The organism is Streptomyces sp. NPDC002623 (genome assembly GCF_053592635.1).
This window is the reverse complement of the sequence record NZ_JBSFWB010000003.1, coordinates 394,304-409,529: the sequence shown is the minus strand read 5'-3', so window position 1 is coordinate 409,529 and position 15,226 is coordinate 394,304. Positions and strand designations below refer to the sequence as shown.

The window sequence follows — 15,226 nt, the reverse complement described above, 5'->3', positions numbered from 1 at the left end:
GCTACGCCTTCTTTCCGCTACCGGAGAACAGCGTCCGGCCCCACCAGTCGTCCTTGTCGCGGACGCCCGGCGGGACGGCGAAGACGGCCGAACCCACGTGCTGGATGTACTCGTTGAGCGCGTCGGTCGCCAGGTTGCGCTGGATGCGGACGAAGCCTTCGCTCACATCCCGCATGTAGGCGAGGAAGAACAGGCCCGCCTCCAGCCGGCCCAGGCCGTCGGTGCCGTCGGTGAAGGAGTAGCCGCGGCGCAGGATCGTCGCCCCGTGGTTGGAGTCCGGGTGGGCGAGCCGTACGTGCGCGTCGGGCTTCATCGCCTTCAGGAACGGCTCGTCGCGCTCCTTGGCCTTGCCCACGGGAGCGCCCTCGCCCTTGTCCCGGCCGAAGATGTCCTCCTGCTCCTGGAGCGGGGTGCGGTCCCAGGTCTCGATGTGCATGCGGATGCGCCGGGCGACCAGGTAGGACCCGCCGGTCATCCACTGCGGCCCGTCCTTCTCGCCGACCCACACGAACTTCTTCAGCCGGTCGGTCTCGGTGCCCGCGATGTTGCGGGTGCCGTCCTTGAAGCCCATCAGGTTGCGCGGGGTCTGCGCCTCGGGCGTCGTGGACGAGGTCTTGCCGAAGCCGAGCTGCGACCAGCGCACGACGACCTTGCCCATGCCGATCCTGGCCAGGTTGCGGATCGCGTGCACGGCGACCTGGGGGTCGTCCGCGCACGCCTGGACGCACAGGTCGCCGCCCGAGCGGGCCGCGTCGAGGGCGTCCCCGGCGAACTGGGGCAGGTCGACCAGGGCCGCGGGCCGCTGAGCCGTGAGCCCGAACCTGGTGAACAGCGACGGCCCGAAGCCGACCGTGAGCGTCAGCCGCGACGGCTTCAGCCCCAGCGCCTCGCCGGTGTCGTCCGGCGGCGCCTCGGCGAGACCGCCGTACGCGCCGTCCCCGACCGTCTGGCCGGCCGTCATCCGCCGGGCCGCCTCGGTCCAGTCCTTCAACAGCTGGACGAACTCGGCGCGGTCGTCGGTCTGCACGTCGAACGCGGCGAAATGCAGCCGGTCCTGCACGGGCGTGGCGATGCCCGCCTGGTAGGCACCGTGGAACTGGACCGCGGCGCCGGTGTCGGCTGCCGTCGGGTCGACGTCGTCGCCGGTACGGGTCATGGCGACCGCGCCGCCGGCCGCGGCGGCGCCGAGCGCGAGCCCGGCCCCGCCCCAGCCGATCAGCGACCGCCGGGAGGGAGTGTCCGTCATGGTCGTCCCCCTACTTCGCGACGGCGGCGGCGAGCTTGGACAGCGGCTCGGCGAGCGCGTTGACCGCGTCCGACAGCTTCTTGCGGTCGGCGGCGCTCACCTTGTCGTAGGAGGTGAACTCGTACGACGACGTGTTGGGGCGGTAGGTGTCCAGCAGCGCGTTCAGCGCGGCGAACTGCTTGTCCAGCTCGGTGACCAGAGCCGCGTCGTTCTCCTTCGCGACCGTCTTGAGCAGCTCGTACGACTCCTGCGCGCCCTCGACGTTGGCCTTGAAGTCGACGAGGTCGGTGTGCGAGTAACGCTCCTCCTCACCGGTGACCTTGCCGGTGGCGACCTCGTCGAGGAGCTCCTTGGCGCCGTTGGCCATGGAGGTGGGGGTGATCTCGGCCTTGCCGACCCGCTTCTGCCAGTCGGTCAGATCGGTGACGAGCTGGTCGGCGAGGGTCTTGTCCTCGGCGGTGATCTTCTTGTCCTGCCAGAGGGACTTCTCCAGCCGGTGCCAGCCGGTCCACTTCTGCCCGGCCTCCAGGCCGTCGGCGCGGACGTCGACCAGCGGGTCGATGTCGCCGAACGACTCCGCCACCGGCTCGGTGCGCTCCCAGCCGATGCGGGAGGGGGCGTAGGCCGCCTTCGCGGCCTCGATGTTCCCGGCCTTGATCGCGGCCACGAAGGTCGCGACCTTGGGCAGCGTCTCGTCGGCCTGCTCCTGCGCGTAACTGCGGTAGGAGGCCACGGCCTTGTCCAGGCGGGGGTCGCGCTTGGCGACGGAGCCGCCGGTGACCTTGAGGGCCTGGCGGATGCCGTCGCCCTTCATGCCCGGCTTGCAGGCGATCTCGTAGTCGCCGGCCTTCACCTCGGCGGTGACCCGCTGCTTGGTGCCGGGGCCGATGTTCTCGCGCTCGCTGACGACCCGGTCGTCCGGGAAGAGGATGTAGACCTCGGTGACCTTGGAGCCCTTGTTCTCGATGGCGAGTTCGACGTGTCCGGCGGAGATCTCCTTCTTGGAGGTCTCGCACTTGGCGTCCGTGGCGGTCACGCCGATGACCCGGTCGCCGTCCTTCGCGTCGCTCTTCGAGGTGCAGCCAGTGACGGCGGTCAGTGCGGTCACAGCGGTAACGGCGGTGACGACGGACAGTCTGACGGCTCGCATTCGGGCTCCCAGCGGTGGCTGAAAAATCACGTGACAGGGCTCACACGGATTGGTGAGGCTCGCCTAACTTATCCAAGGCTTACCTGTGTAATACAGGCCCGTGCCGTGATTCAGCTCTCATAAATGCCGTAAGGGCACGAGCCGATCACGGTGTCTCAAAACGGACCCCAAGGAAAGGTCAAAGGAGATTCAAAGATTCCGCTTCGGGGTCACGAGGACGGCTCCGGTGCGGGGGTGCGCAAGCACCTCGACGGGCTGGTCGTAGACCTCGGACAGCAGCCCCTCGGTGAACACCTCGCCCGGCGGACCGTCCGCGGCGACCCGCCCGGCGCACAGAATCGCGACCCGGTGCGCATAGGCGGCCGCAAGCCCCAGATCGTGCAGCACGACGACCACGGCGTCCCCCGCGCCCGCCCGCTCCCGGCACAGCCGCAGCACCAGCTCCTGATGCTTCAGGTCCAGGGCGGCGGTCGGCTCGTCCAGCAGCAGCAGCGGGGTGCGCTGCGCGAGCACCCGCGCCAGTGCGACACGGGCCCGCTCGCCGCCGCTCAACGCGGAGAACGGCCGCCCGGCGAACGCGCTCACCTCGGTGACGGCCATCGCCTCCCGCGCCACGAGGTCGTCCTCGGCGGGCGAGGAGGCGTGCGGCGCCCGACCCATCCGCACGACCTCTTCCACGACGAACGGGAACGACAGCACCGCCGCCTGCGGCAGCACGGCCCGCCGCAGGGCCAGCTCCGGCGCACTCCACTCACCGGCGGCCCGCCCCTGGATCCGTACGACCCCTTCGGAGGCCGGCAGATCGGCGGCGAGCGCCCCGAGCAACGTCGACTTCCCGGCCCCGTTGGGCCCGACGAGCGCAAGCACCTCACCGGCCCGGACGCCGATGTCCACACCCCGCAGGACATCCCGGCCGCCGAGACGCACATACAGCTCGTCAGTCTCGGCGAGAAGGTCGCCGGGGGCGGTGGCGAGGGGAGGCGTGGGCCGGGAACGGAGGAGTCTCATACGGGGGCTCCTTGAAGAGGGAGGGGGAGGGGCGAGGGCTGGAGGGCAGGGGCGAAGCCCCGCCCTCCAGGGGCGCGGGGCTGTATCGATCTGCGGCTCCGCCGCGTGGGCGCGACAAGCCACAGCGCACCCGCAGTCGGCAACGGTCGGCGACGAACCTCACGCCCATCCCCCCTGCCGCCGCCGCGTCCGACGCAGCAACCAGAAGAAGAACGGGCTCCCGAGAAGCGCGGTGAGCACACCCAGCGGCAACTCCGCCGGAACGGCGACCGTCCGCGCCGCGAGATCCGCGGCCAACAGCACCAGCGCCCCCAGCAGCGCACTCCCCGGCACCAGGAACCGATGCCCCGGCCCGGCGGCCATCCGCAGCAGATGGGGGACGACCAGTCCGACGAAGCTGATGATCCCGGAGACGCTCACCGCCGCCGCCGTGAGCAGCGCCACCACCAGGATCAGCACGATCCGCAGCCGTTCCACCTCCACCCCCAGATGCCGGGCCGGCCGCTCGCCGAGTGCCAGCAGGTCGAGCCGGCGCGAGTACAGCGGCGCCAGCGCCAGCCCGATCGCCGCACAGGGCAGCACGGCCAGCACCTTCGGCCAGGTCGCCTGGGACAGCGAGCCGAGCTGCCAGAAGGTGATCTGCTGGATCGCCGCCGCGTCGGCGAAGAACAGACACAGCCCGATCAGCGCGCCCGCGAACGCGTTCACGGCGATCCCGGTGAGGATCAGCGTGACCACCTCCGTACGGCCGCCGGACCGCGACATCACGTACACCAGCAGGACCGTGCCGAGCCCGGCGGCGAACGCGAACGCCGACACCGTCCAGTTGCCGAGGAAGTTCAGGCCGAACGCGATCGAGGCGACCGCGCCGACCGCCGCGCCCGCGGAGATCCCGATGACGCCGGGCTCGGCGAGCGGGTTGCCGAACACGCCCTGCATCAGCGCGCCGGCGCACCCCAGCGAGGCGCCGACGAGCAGTGCGAGCACGATGCGCGGGAACCGCACGTTCCACAGCACCGACTCCGCGACCCGGTCCGGCTCGCCGCCCCCGAGCCCGATCCGGTGCTGCACGGAGGACAGCACGTCCCCGACCGGGATGGGATAGGCGCCGAGCGCACCGGCCACCGGTACGAGCACGAGGAGCGCCAGGACCAGCCCGGCGGTCAACAGCGGCACGGCACCGCGTTTCTTCGGGCCGGCCGGGGGAGCGGGGGCGGCAGGGCCGGCGGTGCCACCGGTGTCGGCGGGCTTCTCCAGGACGGTCATGGCCGAAAGCTTAGGTTAGCCTTACCTTCACCCGCTATAGCGCTCCGCCTGACCGGTGCTTCAATTCCCCGGTGACTGATTACGACGTGCTCCGTGTCTTCTGTGCGCCGAACGGCGGCTACGGCAACGAACTTGGCGTGGTCCGCGAAGGCTCGGTGCTGCCGGACCGCGAGGACCGACAGGGCCTCGCGGCGAAACTCGGCTTCAGCGAGACGGTGTTCGTCGACGACCCCGAGCGCGGGGTCATCGACATCTACACGCCCACCGTCCGGCTGCCCTTCGCGGGCTACCCGTGCGTGGGCGTCGCCTGGCTGCTCGACGTGCCCGAGCTCGTCACCCCGGCCGGCGTCGTGGGCACCCGCCTGGACGGGGAGTTCACCTGGATAGAGGCGCGCGCGGAGTGGGCCCCGCCCCGCACGTTGCGTCAGTACGCCACCGCCGCCGAGGTCGACGACCTGTCCGTGCCGCCGCCCGGCGAGTGGTTGTACGCCTGGGCCTGGGAGGACGAGTCCGCGGGCCGGATACGGGCCCGCGGCTTCCCGGGCCGCGGCGACGGCATAGAGGAGGACGAGGCGACGGGCGCCGCCGCGCTGCTGCTCACCGAGCGGCTCGGCCGTGCCCTGAACATCACCCAGGGCGCGGGCTCCCAGATCCTGACGGCCCCGCAGCCGTACGGCTGGGTGGAGATCGGCGGACGGGTGTTCCTGGAGCGCTGAGCCCTCCGGGCGAGGGCGGGAGGGCCGTACGGGTGGTCTCGCGTGTGCGGGGGAGGGCGAGCGGGGACCACTGGGCGTGATCGCTCAGCTCCGCGAGAGGAACACCATGCGCATCCGATCCGTCCTGGCCGCAACCGTCCTGGGTATCGCCCTGACCGCCGCCGGCGCCGCGACCGCCACCGCCGACGAGGGCCCCCGGCACCACTACGACAAGGACGACGCCGTGTGCAGCCCGTACGCCGGGTTCATCGACACGGTCTCCAGCGACATCTTCTGGGAAGGCGCGCGCTGCCACCGCTCCGGACACTGACGCGGCAGACGGGCGGGGCCCCATTTCTCACCGGGAAAAGGGGCCCCGCCCGTTTGCGTGCCGACGCTGCTCACGCCGAGAGCCGGAACTCCTCGCCCAATGCCTGGAAGACGGCCGTGTTCAGCGAGAAGGCGCGCTTGCACTCGCTCACGATCCGCTGTTTCTCCAGGTCGTCCGCGCGCACGCCGTCCAGCAGCTCCCGGTAGCCCCGCTTGAAGGCCGCCGGGTTGCCGATCTCCTCGAAGACGTAGAAGCGGACGCCGTCGCCCTTGCGCTCGAAGCCCCAGGTGCGCTCCGCCTTGTCGCGGATGATCTGCCCGCCGGAGAGGTCGCCCAGGTAGCGCGTGTAGTGGTGGGCGAGGTACCCGGCCGGCCACCGCTCGGCGCACTCCCGCACCCGGGCCGCGTACGCCTCGGTCGCCGGCAGGGCCGACAGTCCCGCCCGCCAGCCGGCGCCCCGCAGATGCGCGAGGTCCCGCTCCAGCGCGGCGAGCCGGAACAGCTCGGGCTGGATGAACGGCCCGGTCACCGGGTCCGAGGCCAGTCGCCCGGCGTCGGCCTCCAGCGCCTCGTACACGAACCAGAGCTGTTCGGTGTACCGGGCGTACGCGTCGACCCCGAGCCTGCCGCCGAGGAGGTCGCTCATGAACGTCGAGGTCTCGGCCTCCACATGCTGCTCGTGGGAGGCGGTGCGGATGACGGTCGAGAAGGAGTCCATGCGGCATATCCTCTAAGGTAAGGCTTGCCTAAGTCAATGCTTTTGCCGACGCCTTGTCGGTAAAAGCGTACAAGAAAAGACCCGCCCCGACAGCGGGACGGGTCCGGACGGGACTCGGGCCGTCACGGCAGGGTGAGGATCTCCGCCCCCGTGTCCGTCACCACCAGCGTGTGCTCGAACTGGGCGGTCCGCCTGCGGTCCTTGGTCACCACGGTCCAGCCGTCGTCCCACATGTCGTAGTCGTGGGTGCCGAGCGTCAGCATCGGCTCGATCGTGAAGGTCATCCCGGGCTGGATGAGAGTCGTCGCGTGCGGGCTGTCGTAGTGCGGGATGATCAGCCCGGAGTGGAACGACGAGTTGATCCCGTGCCCGGTGAAGTCCCGCACCACCCCGTACCCGAACCGCTTCGCGTACGACTCGATGACCCGCCCGATGATGTTGATCTGCCGGCCGGGCCGGACCGCCTTGATCGCCCGCTCCAGCGACTCCCGGGTCCGCTCCACCAGCAGCCGCGACTCCTCGTCGACGTCCCCGACCAGGTACGTGGCGTTGTTGTCGCCGTGCACCCCGCCGATGTACGCGGTCACGTCCAGGTTGACGATGTCGCCGTCGCGCAGGACCGTCGAGTCCGGGATGCCGTGGCAGATGACCTCGTTGACGCTGGTGCACAGGGACTTGGGGAAGCCGCGGTAGCCGAGCGTCGACGGGTAGGCGCCGTGGTCGCACATGTACTCGTGCGCGACCTTGTCCAGCTCGTCGGTGGTGACCCCCGGCGAGATCAGCTTGGCGGCCTCCGCCATCGCCTGCGCGGCGATCCGGCCGGCCCGGCGCATCGCCTCGATCGTCTCGGGCGTCTGCACCTCCGGGCCGGTGTAGGGGGTCGGCGCGGGCTTGCCGACGTACTCCGGGCGACGGATGTTTCCGGGCACGGAACGGATGGGGGACAGCTCCCCTGGGACGAGCAGCGACTGGCCAGACATGCCTGTGAGTCTAACGAGCGGCCATGGAGGCTCGTTCGCTTCGCGAGGCTGGTTGCCCATAGCTCCTTGTAGTCAAATATGTTCGGAACGTGAAGTACTCTGGGTGGGTGCGCCGACAAGGCGTCAATCACCAGACGGCTCGGGGCGGGAGAAGGTGCCGGGTGAAGAAGTTCAGGCCGCAGCCGGGTTTCGTGGTGCAGGCGTACCGGTTCGCCCTGGACCCGAGCGCCGCCCAGGAGGCCTCCCTGCGCTCGCATTGCGGTGCGGTACGTGCCGCCTACAACTGGGCCGTCGGTTGGGTGACCGCGTCGTGGTGGCAGCGCAAGGCTGAGGAGTCGTACGGCATCTCCGAGGCGGAGACGACCGAGTGGCGGTCTTGGTCGCTGCCCGCACTGCGCAAGGCGTTCAACACGGCCAAGCACAACCACCCGAGGTTCGCCGACTGGTGGGAGGAGAACTCCAAGGAGGCGTACTCCACCGGCCTCGCGAACGCGTCGGCCGCGTTCGACAACTACGCGAAGTCGAAGCAGGGCAAGAGGCGGGGTCGCGCGGTGGGGATGCCGCGGTTCACATCGAAGCGGAAGGCGCGCCCTGCCTGCCGGTTCACCACCGGCACCATCCGCGTCGACAGCGGCGGCAGGCATGTGACACTGCCGAGGCTCGGCGCGATTCGCACCCACGAACCCACCGCGAAGCTCCTCGCACGCCTACAGGCGGGGACCGCACGCATCCTGTCCGCGGCCGTCCGACACGAACGCGGACGCTGGTTCGTCTCCCTCCAGATCGAGGTCAAGCGCGACCTGGTGAAGGTCGCCCGCCCGGATGCGGCGGTCGGAATCGACCTCGGAGTGAGGACCCTCGCCGTCATGGCCGACAGCGCGGGCGGGATCCGCGAGGTGCCCAACCCGAAGCACCTGGACACGGCGCTCAAGCTGGTGCGCCGCGCCTTGAGGACCTCAACGTCGCCGGAATGCTCAAGAACCGGCGCCTTGCTCGGAAGATCGCTGACGCCGGGTTCGGGGAGATCCGGCGCCAGCTCACCTACAAGGCGAAGCGCAACGGCTGTCGCATTCTGGCCGCCGACCGTTGGTTTCCCTCCTCAAAGACCTGCTCCCGGTGCGGCGCGGTGAAAGCCAAGCTGTCGCTGCACGTCCGGACCTTCGAATGCGACGCATGCGGCCTGGTCATTGACCGGGACGACAATGCGGCCCGCAACCTCGTCGCACTCGCGGCGGCCGCAGCAACGGGTACCGGAGTGGCCGGAGACCCGGACATCCCCGTGGTGTCGAAGCCTCGTGGAGCCGACCACAAGACCCGCAGCACCCGGCCAGGCCGCAAGGCTGGGCCGGGGCGGGCAGGTGGCGCAATCCCCGCACCGCGCGGGAAGGAAACGAGAGACCGTACTCAAGCCGAAGCCCTCACACTTTGGTGACATGACGGACTGCCGGGCGGAAACGTTCGGACAGCCGAGATCCGAATACGGACTCGGTGACGGGAACATGTCGATGGCGAGAAAGAAGAAGAGAACGAAGAGAGGAGCCATCATGCCCCTGTTCAAGAAGCGGACCGTCGGCAAACCGGGCGAGTGGTACTACTGCCTGGAGCACAAGAAGGTCGAGGAGGGGCCCGAGTGCCCGGGCAAGGACCGCTTCGGCCCGTACCCGACCCGCGCGGAGGCCGAGCACGCGATGGAGACCGCCCGCGAGCGCAACCTCCAGTGGGAGAACGACCCCAACTGGCACGACGCCCCGACGGCCGACACAACGAACGCCGACACCACGAACGACGACTGATCACACGTCCAGGACGGGCGCGGCGGGCGGGGCGGCCGCGGCTGACGCGGCCGCGGCCGCGCGTTGTGCGCGCAGCCGCGCCGCGTGCTCGTTCGTCCGGGCGTCGTACGTCATCAGCCCCGGCAGACAGAGCGCCAGCAGCCCCACCGCGCCCACGCACAGCAACCCGCCCGACCAGACGGACGTCCGCACCCCCAGCCAGGCCGCGAAGCCGCCGCTGCGCAGCTGGCCGACCGTCGGGCCCACGGAGTAGGACAGCAACTCGATCCCGGCGAGCCGCCCGCGCAGCTCGTCCGGGATCGTCTGGTTCCACATCACCCCGCGGAAGACGCCGCTGACCATGTCGAACCCGCCCGCGAACATCAGACACAGCAGCACCAGCCAGACGTTCCCGGCGAGCGCGGTGGCGCCGATCGCCGCGCCCCACAACGCGGCCGACAGCACCACCATCCGCCCGTGCCGGTGCACCCGCGAGGTCCAGCCGCTGGTGAGACTCACGAGCAGCGCCCCGGCGGGGAGCGCCGCATACATCAGCCCCAGTGACCACTCGGCGTTCAGCTCGTCGGCGAGGAACGGCAGGACGGCGAGCGGCATGGCCAGGAACATCGCGGCCAGGTCGACGGCGTACGTGCCCAGGAGCTCCTTGCGGCTCCACGCGTACCGGGCGCCCTCGGCGATGGCCTTGAGGGAGGGCTTCGCCGCCTCGTGGGCGGCGGGGGAGGCCGCGATGCGCACGACGAGGGCGACCGACACGACGAAGGTGAGGACGTCGGCGGCATAGGCCCAGCCCAGGCCCGCGTACGCGACGACGACGCCGGCCAGGGCGGGCCCCGCGACCCCGCCCACGGTCCAGCGCAGCGAGTTCAGCGAGGTCGCCGCCGCCATGTGCTCATGGGCCACGATCCGCGGCCACAGCGAGTCGAGCGCGGGCCGCTGGACGGAGCCCAGGGCGGAGGAGAGCGCGGCGACGACGTACAGCGGCCAGAGGGCGGGGCCCGGCAGCAGCGCGTTGACCAGCAGCACCGCGCTGAGCAGACCCTGCCCGGCCTCCGTCCACACAATGAGCTTGCGCTTGTCCCAGGCGTCCGCGAGTGCCCCGCCGTACAGCCCGAACAGCACGAGCGGGACCAGCTCCACGGCCCCGATCGCACCCACCGCCGCGGCCGACCCGGTCAGCTCCTTCACCTGCACGGGCACGGCCACGAAGGTCAGAAAGCTGCCGAAGTTGGACACGGTCCCCGAGACCCACAGCCGCCGGAAGTCCCGGGACGCCCGCCAGGGCGCGAGATCGGGCAGCAGAGCCCGCAGACCGGAGGGAGCGGGAGACGAGGAGGCGGGGACATCGTTGCCGTCGGTCACGAGGGCTCATGCTCGGCGGGCCCGATGCCCACGGCAACTGTTTTTCGGGACGGTCACCAGGGCGGCGGGGGCGGGGCCGTCAGGCGTTCGGCCAGGTGGGAGAGGCGGTCGGCGAAGCGGCGGCGCCCTCTCGGGGGCGGGAGCGTCTCGCCGGCGGCCGCGCTCACCAGGTGCTGCACGGTGTCGAGGTCGAGCTCGGAGCCGTCCGGCACGGGGAGCGTCTCGTGCGCCAGGGACGCCAGGTCCGGGTCTGCCTCGCCGGGGCCGAGGGTCAGGATCGTGACGCCGGCGCGGCGGGCGTCCGACACCCGGTCCAGGAGCGGCGCGTCCCCCGACGGCGACGCCACCAGCAGCGTCTCGCCCCGGCGCGCCGCCTCGATCCGGCCCAGGCCGACCGCGAGATGCGCCGGGTCGCAAGGGCGCGCGTCATGCCGTACCAGCGTCGGCGCCAGCTCCGGAGTGCCCGACCATGCGGCCTCGTCCACCAGATGCGCCGCGAGATGCCAGGGCTCGTAGCGGGCGGTGCCCACCAGCAGCAGCCCGCCCCCGTGCGACACGACCGACCCCCGCAGCACCCCGGCGAACCTCCGGGTGGCCCCCAGCCACTCGGTCCCGGCGAGCACTTCCCGCAGCAGCGCGACCCGTACGGCGTCCATGCGGCCGGATACTGCACCAACCCGCCGCCGCCGTCCCGGGGTTCGCCCGTCGTTCACCCGACATGACGAAAGGCCGCTCCGCACGCCCGCGTAAAGTCGGCCCATGACCTCTACCGACAGTGCACAGAACGCCTCCGAGAGCGCCCCGGCGAAGGCCCCCGCCAAGGACCCCTGGGACCTCCCCGACGTCTCCGGACTGGTCGTCGGCGTGCTCGGCGGCACCGGCCCGCAGGGCAAGGGCCTCGCCTACCGGCTCGCCAAGGCCGGCCAGAAGGTGATCATCGGCTCGCGCGCCGCGGACCGCGCCCAGGCCGCGGCCGACGAGCTCGGCTACGGCGTCGAGGGCGCCGACAACGCCGAGACCGCGCGCCGCAGCGACATCGTGATCGTCGCCGTGCCGTGGGACGGCCATGGCAAGACGCTGGAGTCCCTGCGCGAGGAGCTGGCCGGAAAGCTCGTCGTCGACTGCGTCAACCCGCTCGGCTTCGACAAGCAGGGCGCCTACGCGCTGAAGCCGGAGGAGGGCAGCGCCGCCGAGCAGGCCGCCGCCCTGCTCCCGGACTCCCGGGTCGCCGCCGCCTTCCACCACCTCTCGGCGGTCCTCCTCCAGGACCCGGAGATCGACGAGATCGACACCGATGTGATGGTGCTGGGCGAGGCGCGGGCCGACGTCGAGATCGTGCAGGCGCTGGCCGGCCGCATCCCCGGCATGCGCGGCGTGTTCTCCGGGCGGCTGCGCAACGCGCACCAGGTGGAGTCGCTGGTCGCCAACCTGATCTCGGTCAACCGCCGCTACAAGGCCCACGCGGGGCTGCGCGTCACCGACGTATGAGCGCATGGGGGACACTGGACGGAGCCGGCCCAGCAGTGTCCCCCGACAGGAGAACCTCCACCGATGCCCCGCCTCGCCCTCTACACCCTCGTCGTCTGCGTGCTCGCCGTGGCCGCGGCGGTCGTCTCCTTCGCCCAGGGCAGCTTCCTGGGAGTCGTCTGGGTGCTGCTCGCGGGCCTGTCGTCCAACATGACCTGGTACTACGTGCGCCGGGAGAAGCTCCGCAAGGCGGCCGCGGCCGCGGCCGCCGACGTCACGGGCTGACCGCGCAGAACTCGTTCGTGCCCTCCCAGAAGCGGTACAGCGACTGCCCGCAGTACGTCTCCACATCGTTGATCCCGAGACCGCGCAGCACCGCGTCGACCGCGTCGAAGAACACGGCGTTCACCGACGGCACCCACAGCAGCGCGAACACGAACAGCAGCCCGAACGGCGCGAAGGGCTCCACCTGCCGCTTCACGTTGTACGACAGCCAGGGCTCGATGACCCCGTAGCCGTCGAGGCCCGGCACCGGCAGGAAGTTCAGGATCGCCGCCGAGACCTGGAGCAGGGCGAGGAACGCGAGCGCGAACCGGAAGTCGGCCGGCACGCCGTCCAGCGCGTCCAGCCAGAACGGCGCCGTGCACACCACCGCGAACAGCACGTTCGTCAGCGGACCGGCCGCGGAGATCAGACTGTGCCGCCACCGCCCCCGGATCCGGTCGCGCTCGATGAAGACGGCGCCGCCCGGCAGACCGATCCCGCCCATGATCACGAACAGCACCGGCAGAATGATGCTGAGCAGGGCGTGCGTGTACTTGAGCGGGTTGAGCGTCAGATACCCCTTCGACCCGATCGAGATGTCACCGCTGTGCAGGGCGGTACGCGCGTGTGCGTACTCGTGCAGACAGAGGGAGACGATCCAGGCCGCCGTCACGAACAGGAACACCGCCACGCCCGGCTGCTCCGCGAACCCCGTCCACGTCGCCCAGCCGGTGACCGCCGTCACGGCCAGGATCCCGAGGAAGACGGGACTGATACTCCGCTCGCCGCGGCTGGTGGCGGTGGTCATGGGGCCCCCTGAGTTCGTACGCACGTGTGGAACTGCCCGACCGTACCTGCCCCGGGCGTACCGGGAAAACGTCCATCACACGAACATCGGTTCCTTCCGCGGCCACAGATCCCGGCCGGACCGCCGCCGGATCCCGCCGGATCCGGGCCGTCCGCTCGCGCCACCCCGCCGAAACCCCGTGACCGCTTCCGATCCGACCGGAGAGAATGGACCCCGTGCGCTATCGCATCCTCGGCACCACCCAGGCGATCCGTCCGGACGGCACCCCCGTCGCCGTCGGCGGGGCGCGGCTGCGCGCCCTGCTCACCGTGCTCGCGCTGCGCGCCGGGCGGAGCGTCCCCGCGGGGCTGCTGACCGAGGAGGTGTGGGCCGGAGACCCGCCCGCCGACGCGCCGGGCGCGCTCCAGGCGCTGGTCGGGCGGCTGCGCCGGGCCCTCGGAGCGGGCGCGATCGAGTCCGCCGAGGGCGGCTACCGGCTGGCCGCCACCCCCGAGGACGTCGACCTGCACCGCTTCGAGCGGCTGACCGGCGACGGCGTCCGCGCCCTCGCCGACGACGACCCCGCCAAGGCCGCCGTCCTCCTCGACGACGCCCTCGCCCTGTGGCACGGTCCCGCACTCGCCGACCTGCCCGACCGCACCGCCGACGCGGCCCGCTGGGAGGCCCGCCGCCTCGACGCGCTGCGCGCCCGGCACACCGCCGCGATCGCCCTGGGCCAGGCCGAGCAGGCGCTCCCCGAACTCACCGCCCTGTGCGACGCCCATCCCCTGGACGAGCCCCTCCAGGCGCTGCGGCTGCGCGCCCTGCGCGACGCGGGCCGCACCGCGCAGGCGCTGGTTGCGTACGACGCCGTACGCCGACTGCTGGCCGACCGCCTCGGCACCGACCCCGGCCCCGAACTGCGTGCCCTGCACGCGGAGTTGCTCAGCCCGGACGACGACCCGGCAGGCCCGGCGCAGACGCCCTCCGCACCGCGGGCGCCGCAGGCCCCGCACCCCCCGCAGCCCTCGCAGTCCCCGCCCCCCGGCAACCTCCGGGCCCGCCTCACCTCCTTCGTCGGCCGGGAGGACGACATCGAGGCCATCCGCGGCGACCTCGCGAGCGCGCGGCTCGTCACGCTGCTCGGGCCCGGCGGGGCGGGCAAGACCCGGCTGTCGCAGGAGGCCGCCGAGACCGTGCGGGACACCGCGAGCGACACCGCGCGGGACGGCGTCTGGCTGGCCGAACTCGCGCCCGTCGCCGACCCGGACGCCGTGCCGCAGGCCGTCCTCACCGCCGTCGGAGCCCGCGAGACCGTGCTGTACGGCGCCGGCGCCGAGGAGATGCGGGCGGTCGCCGACCGCAACGACGACCCCGTGGAACGCCTGGTCGAACACTGCGCCCGGCGCCGCATGCTGATCATCCTCGACAACTGCGAGCACGTCGTCGAGGCCGCCGCCCGGCTCGTCGAGGAACTGCTGGCGCGCTGCCCGCACGTGACGGTGCTGGCCACCAGCCGGGAGCCCCTCGGCGTGCCCGGCGAGTTGCTGCGCCCGCTGGATCCGCTGCCGGAGCCGGTCGCGCTGCGCCTGCTCGCCGACCGGGGCGCGGCCGCCCGCCCGGGCTTCCGCACCGAGGACGACCCCGAGGCCTGCGCCGAGATCTGCAGCCGCCTGGACGGTCTGCCCCTCGCCATCGAGCTGGCCGCCGCCCGGCTGCGGATGCTGACGCCCCGCCAGATCGCCGACCGGCTCGACGACCGCTTCCGCCTCCTCACCAACGGCAGCCGCACGGTCCTGCCCCGCCAGCAGACCCTGCGGGCCGTCGTCGACTGGTCCTGGGACCTGCTCGACGAGGACGAACGCGACGTCCTGGCCCGGCTGTCGGTCTTCGCCCGCGGCTGCGACCTCGCCGCCGTCGAGGCCGTGTGCGGCCCCCCACCGGTGCAGCACACCCCCGACACCCACGAACCCGCCGCCGTCCGGGACGCCCGCGATGGCGGGGACAGCGGCCAGGACCGGGAAGCCGGCGGTGGCGGGGACACGGGCAGTGGCGGGGACGCTCGCAGTGTCGGGGACGTCGGCGGTGTCGGGGACGTCGGCCTTGGCCGGGACGGCGGCAGTTCCCGGGGCGCTCGCGGTGGCTGGGACACCGGCAGTGGC

16 protein-coding genes and 1 pseudogene are annotated in these 15,226 nt (G+C 71.9%); 8 read left to right on the top strand and 9 right to left on the bottom strand.

The features are described from left to right. Window position 1: 1 nt before the first annotated feature. The 4 genes from efeB to ACWD4O_RS07550 form a co-directional block, all read right to left on the bottom strand. Window positions 2-1,246, bottom strand: coding sequence for an iron uptake transporter deferrochelatase/peroxidase subunit (gene efeB, locus ACWD4O_RS07565; RefSeq protein ID WP_451278348.1), 1,245 nt, complete (start codon window positions 1,244-1,246; stop codon window positions 2-4). A gap of 10 nt (window positions 1,247-1,256) precedes the next feature. Then, window positions 1,257-2,396 (bottom strand): iron uptake system protein EfeO, encoded by a 1,140-nt coding sequence (gene efeO / locus ACWD4O_RS07560; protein WP_451278346.1) that lies wholly within the window; start codon window positions 2,394-2,396, stop codon window positions 1,257-1,259. Window positions 2,397-2,585: 189 nt separating this feature from the next. Further along, window positions 2,586-3,404, bottom strand: a complete 819-nt coding sequence (locus ACWD4O_RS07555) for a heme ABC transporter ATP-binding protein (protein ID WP_451278344.1) — start codon at window positions 3,402-3,404, stop codon at window positions 2,586-2,588. A gap of 159 nt (window positions 3,405-3,563) precedes the next feature. Next, on the bottom strand, window positions 3,564-4,670 hold the full coding sequence (locus ACWD4O_RS07550; protein ID WP_451278342.1) for a FecCD family ABC transporter permease: 1,107 nt from the start codon (window positions 4,668-4,670) through the stop codon (window positions 3,564-3,566). A gap of 71 nt (window positions 4,671-4,741) precedes the next feature. Between ACWD4O_RS07550 and ACWD4O_RS07545 the strand changes: the two genes are divergently transcribed. Both ACWD4O_RS07545 and ACWD4O_RS07540 read left to right on the top strand, forming a co-directional pair. After that, a complete protein-coding gene (locus ACWD4O_RS07545) occupies window positions 4,742-5,386 on the top strand; it encodes a PhzF family phenazine biosynthesis protein (protein ID WP_451278340.1) in 645 nt (214 codons plus the stop codon). A gap of 106 nt (window positions 5,387-5,492) precedes the next feature. Beyond that, on the top strand, window positions 5,493-5,696 hold the full coding sequence (locus ACWD4O_RS07540) for a hypothetical protein (RefSeq protein ID WP_451278338.1): 204 nt from the start codon (window positions 5,493-5,495) through the stop codon (window positions 5,694-5,696). A 70-nt stretch (window positions 5,697-5,766) separates the two neighbouring features. On the opposite strand, the gene ACWD4O_RS07535 is transcribed toward ACWD4O_RS07540, so the two are convergent. Both ACWD4O_RS07535 and map read right to left on the bottom strand, forming a co-directional pair. Beyond that, window positions 5,767-6,414 (bottom strand): biliverdin-producing heme oxygenase, encoded by a 648-nt coding sequence (locus tag ACWD4O_RS07535; RefSeq protein ID WP_451278336.1) that lies wholly within the window; start codon window positions 6,412-6,414, stop codon window positions 5,767-5,769. Window positions 6,415-6,536: 122 nt separating this feature from the next. Next, window positions 6,537-7,394, bottom strand: coding sequence for a type I methionyl aminopeptidase (gene map / locus ACWD4O_RS07530; protein ID WP_450946857.1), 858 nt, complete (start codon window positions 7,392-7,394; stop codon window positions 6,537-6,539). 89 nt (window positions 7,395-7,483) lie between these two features. Here map and ACWD4O_RS07525 point away from each other — a divergent pair. From ACWD4O_RS07525 to ACWD4O_RS07515, 3 genes and pseudogenes are all read left to right on the top strand, one after another. Then, window positions 7,484-8,287: pseudogene (locus ACWD4O_RS07525) on the top strand (helix-turn-helix domain-containing protein); the annotation flags it as partial. Between the two features lie 77 nt (window positions 8,288-8,364). Further along, on the top strand, window positions 8,365-8,826 hold the full coding sequence (locus ACWD4O_RS07520) for an RNA-guided endonuclease InsQ/TnpB family protein (RefSeq protein WP_451278334.1): 462 nt from the start codon (window positions 8,365-8,367) through the stop codon (window positions 8,824-8,826). Between the two features lie 112 nt (window positions 8,827-8,938). Beyond that, the gene (locus ACWD4O_RS07515; RefSeq protein WP_451278332.1) at window positions 8,939-9,187 is read left to right on the top strand and encodes a hypothetical protein; all 249 of its coding nucleotides are present in this window, start codon (window positions 8,939-8,941) and stop codon (window positions 9,185-9,187) included. Here ACWD4O_RS07515 and ACWD4O_RS07510 read toward each other — a convergent pair whose 3' ends face one another. Together ACWD4O_RS07510 and ACWD4O_RS07505 are read right to left on the bottom strand one after the other, a co-directional pair. Then, window positions 9,188-10,546 (bottom strand): MFS transporter, encoded by a 1,359-nt coding sequence (locus ACWD4O_RS07510; protein ID WP_451278330.1) that lies wholly within the window; start codon window positions 10,544-10,546, stop codon window positions 9,188-9,190. A 53-nt stretch (window positions 10,547-10,599) separates the two neighbouring features. Continuing rightward, window positions 10,600-11,202: a hypothetical protein gene (locus ACWD4O_RS07505; protein ID WP_451278328.1), complete on the bottom strand. Its 603-nt coding sequence runs from the start codon at window positions 11,200-11,202 to the stop codon at window positions 10,600-10,602. Between the two features lie 103 nt (window positions 11,203-11,305). Between ACWD4O_RS07505 and npdG the strand changes: the two genes are divergently transcribed. Together npdG and ACWD4O_RS07495 are read left to right on the top strand one after the other, a co-directional pair. Beyond that, on the top strand, window positions 11,306-12,034 hold the full coding sequence (gene npdG, locus ACWD4O_RS07500; protein WP_451278326.1) for an NADPH-dependent F420 reductase: 729 nt from the start codon (window positions 11,306-11,308) through the stop codon (window positions 12,032-12,034). Between the two features lie 63 nt (window positions 12,035-12,097). Then, the gene (locus ACWD4O_RS07495) at window positions 12,098-12,298 is read left to right on the top strand and encodes a hypothetical protein (protein ID WP_351916653.1); all 201 of its coding nucleotides are present in this window, start codon (window positions 12,098-12,100) and stop codon (window positions 12,296-12,298) included. Here the strand turns inward: ACWD4O_RS07495 and ACWD4O_RS07490 are convergent. Then, window positions 12,288-13,085, bottom strand: coding sequence for a site-2 protease family protein (locus ACWD4O_RS07490; RefSeq protein ID WP_451278324.1), 798 nt, complete (start codon window positions 13,083-13,085; stop codon window positions 12,288-12,290). The two genes, ACWD4O_RS07495 and ACWD4O_RS07490, sit on opposite strands and share 11 nt — an antisense overlap. Before the next feature lie 206 nt (window positions 13,086-13,291). Here ACWD4O_RS07490 and ACWD4O_RS07485 point away from each other — a divergent pair. Further along, window positions 13,292-15,226: AfsR/SARP family transcriptional regulator (locus ACWD4O_RS07485; protein ID WP_451278322.1), on the top strand; the 1,935-nt coding region annotated here is incomplete at its 3' end.

Coding starts and splice junctions, on each gene's coding strand:
- efeB (WP_451278348.1), bottom strand. CDS start 1,246: ATGACGGACACTCCCTCCCGGCGGTCGCTGATCGGCTGGGGCGGGGCC.
- efeO (WP_451278346.1), bottom strand. CDS start 2,396: ATGCGAGCCGTCAGACTGTCCGTCGTCACCGCCGTTACCGCTGTGACC.
- ACWD4O_RS07555 (WP_451278344.1), bottom strand. CDS start 3,404: ATGAGACTCCTCCGTTCCCGGCCCACGCCTCCCCTCGCCACCGCCCCC.
- ACWD4O_RS07550 (WP_451278342.1), bottom strand. CDS start 4,670: ATGACCGTCCTGGAGAAGCCCGCCGACACCGGTGGCACCGCCGGCCCT.
- ACWD4O_RS07540 (WP_451278338.1), top strand. CDS start 5,493: ATGCGCATCCGATCCGTCCTGGCCGCAACCGTCCTGGGTATCGCCCTG.
- ACWD4O_RS07535 (WP_451278336.1), bottom strand. CDS start 6,414: ATGGACTCCTTCTCGACCGTCATCCGCACCGCCTCCCACGAGCAGCAT.
- map (WP_450946857.1), bottom strand. CDS start 7,394: ATGTCTGGCCAGTCGCTGCTCGTCCCAGGGGAGCTGTCCCCCATCCGT.
- ACWD4O_RS07520 (WP_451278334.1), top strand. CDS start 8,365: ATGCTCAAGAACCGGCGCCTTGCTCGGAAGATCGCTGACGCCGGGTTC.
- ACWD4O_RS07515 (WP_451278332.1), top strand. CDS start 8,939: ATGCCCCTGTTCAAGAAGCGGACCGTCGGCAAACCGGGCGAGTGGTAC.
- ACWD4O_RS07505 (WP_451278328.1), bottom strand. CDS start 11,202: ATGGACGCCGTACGGGTCGCGCTGCTGCGGGAAGTGCTCGCCGGGACC.
- npdG (WP_451278326.1), top strand. CDS start 11,306: ATGACCTCTACCGACAGTGCACAGAACGCCTCCGAGAGCGCCCCGGCG.
- ACWD4O_RS07495 (WP_351916653.1), top strand. CDS start 12,098: ATGCCCCGCCTCGCCCTCTACACCCTCGTCGTCTGCGTGCTCGCCGTG.
- ACWD4O_RS07490 (WP_451278324.1), bottom strand. CDS start 13,085: ATGACCACCGCCACCAGCCGCGGCGAGCGGAGTATCAGTCCCGTCTTC.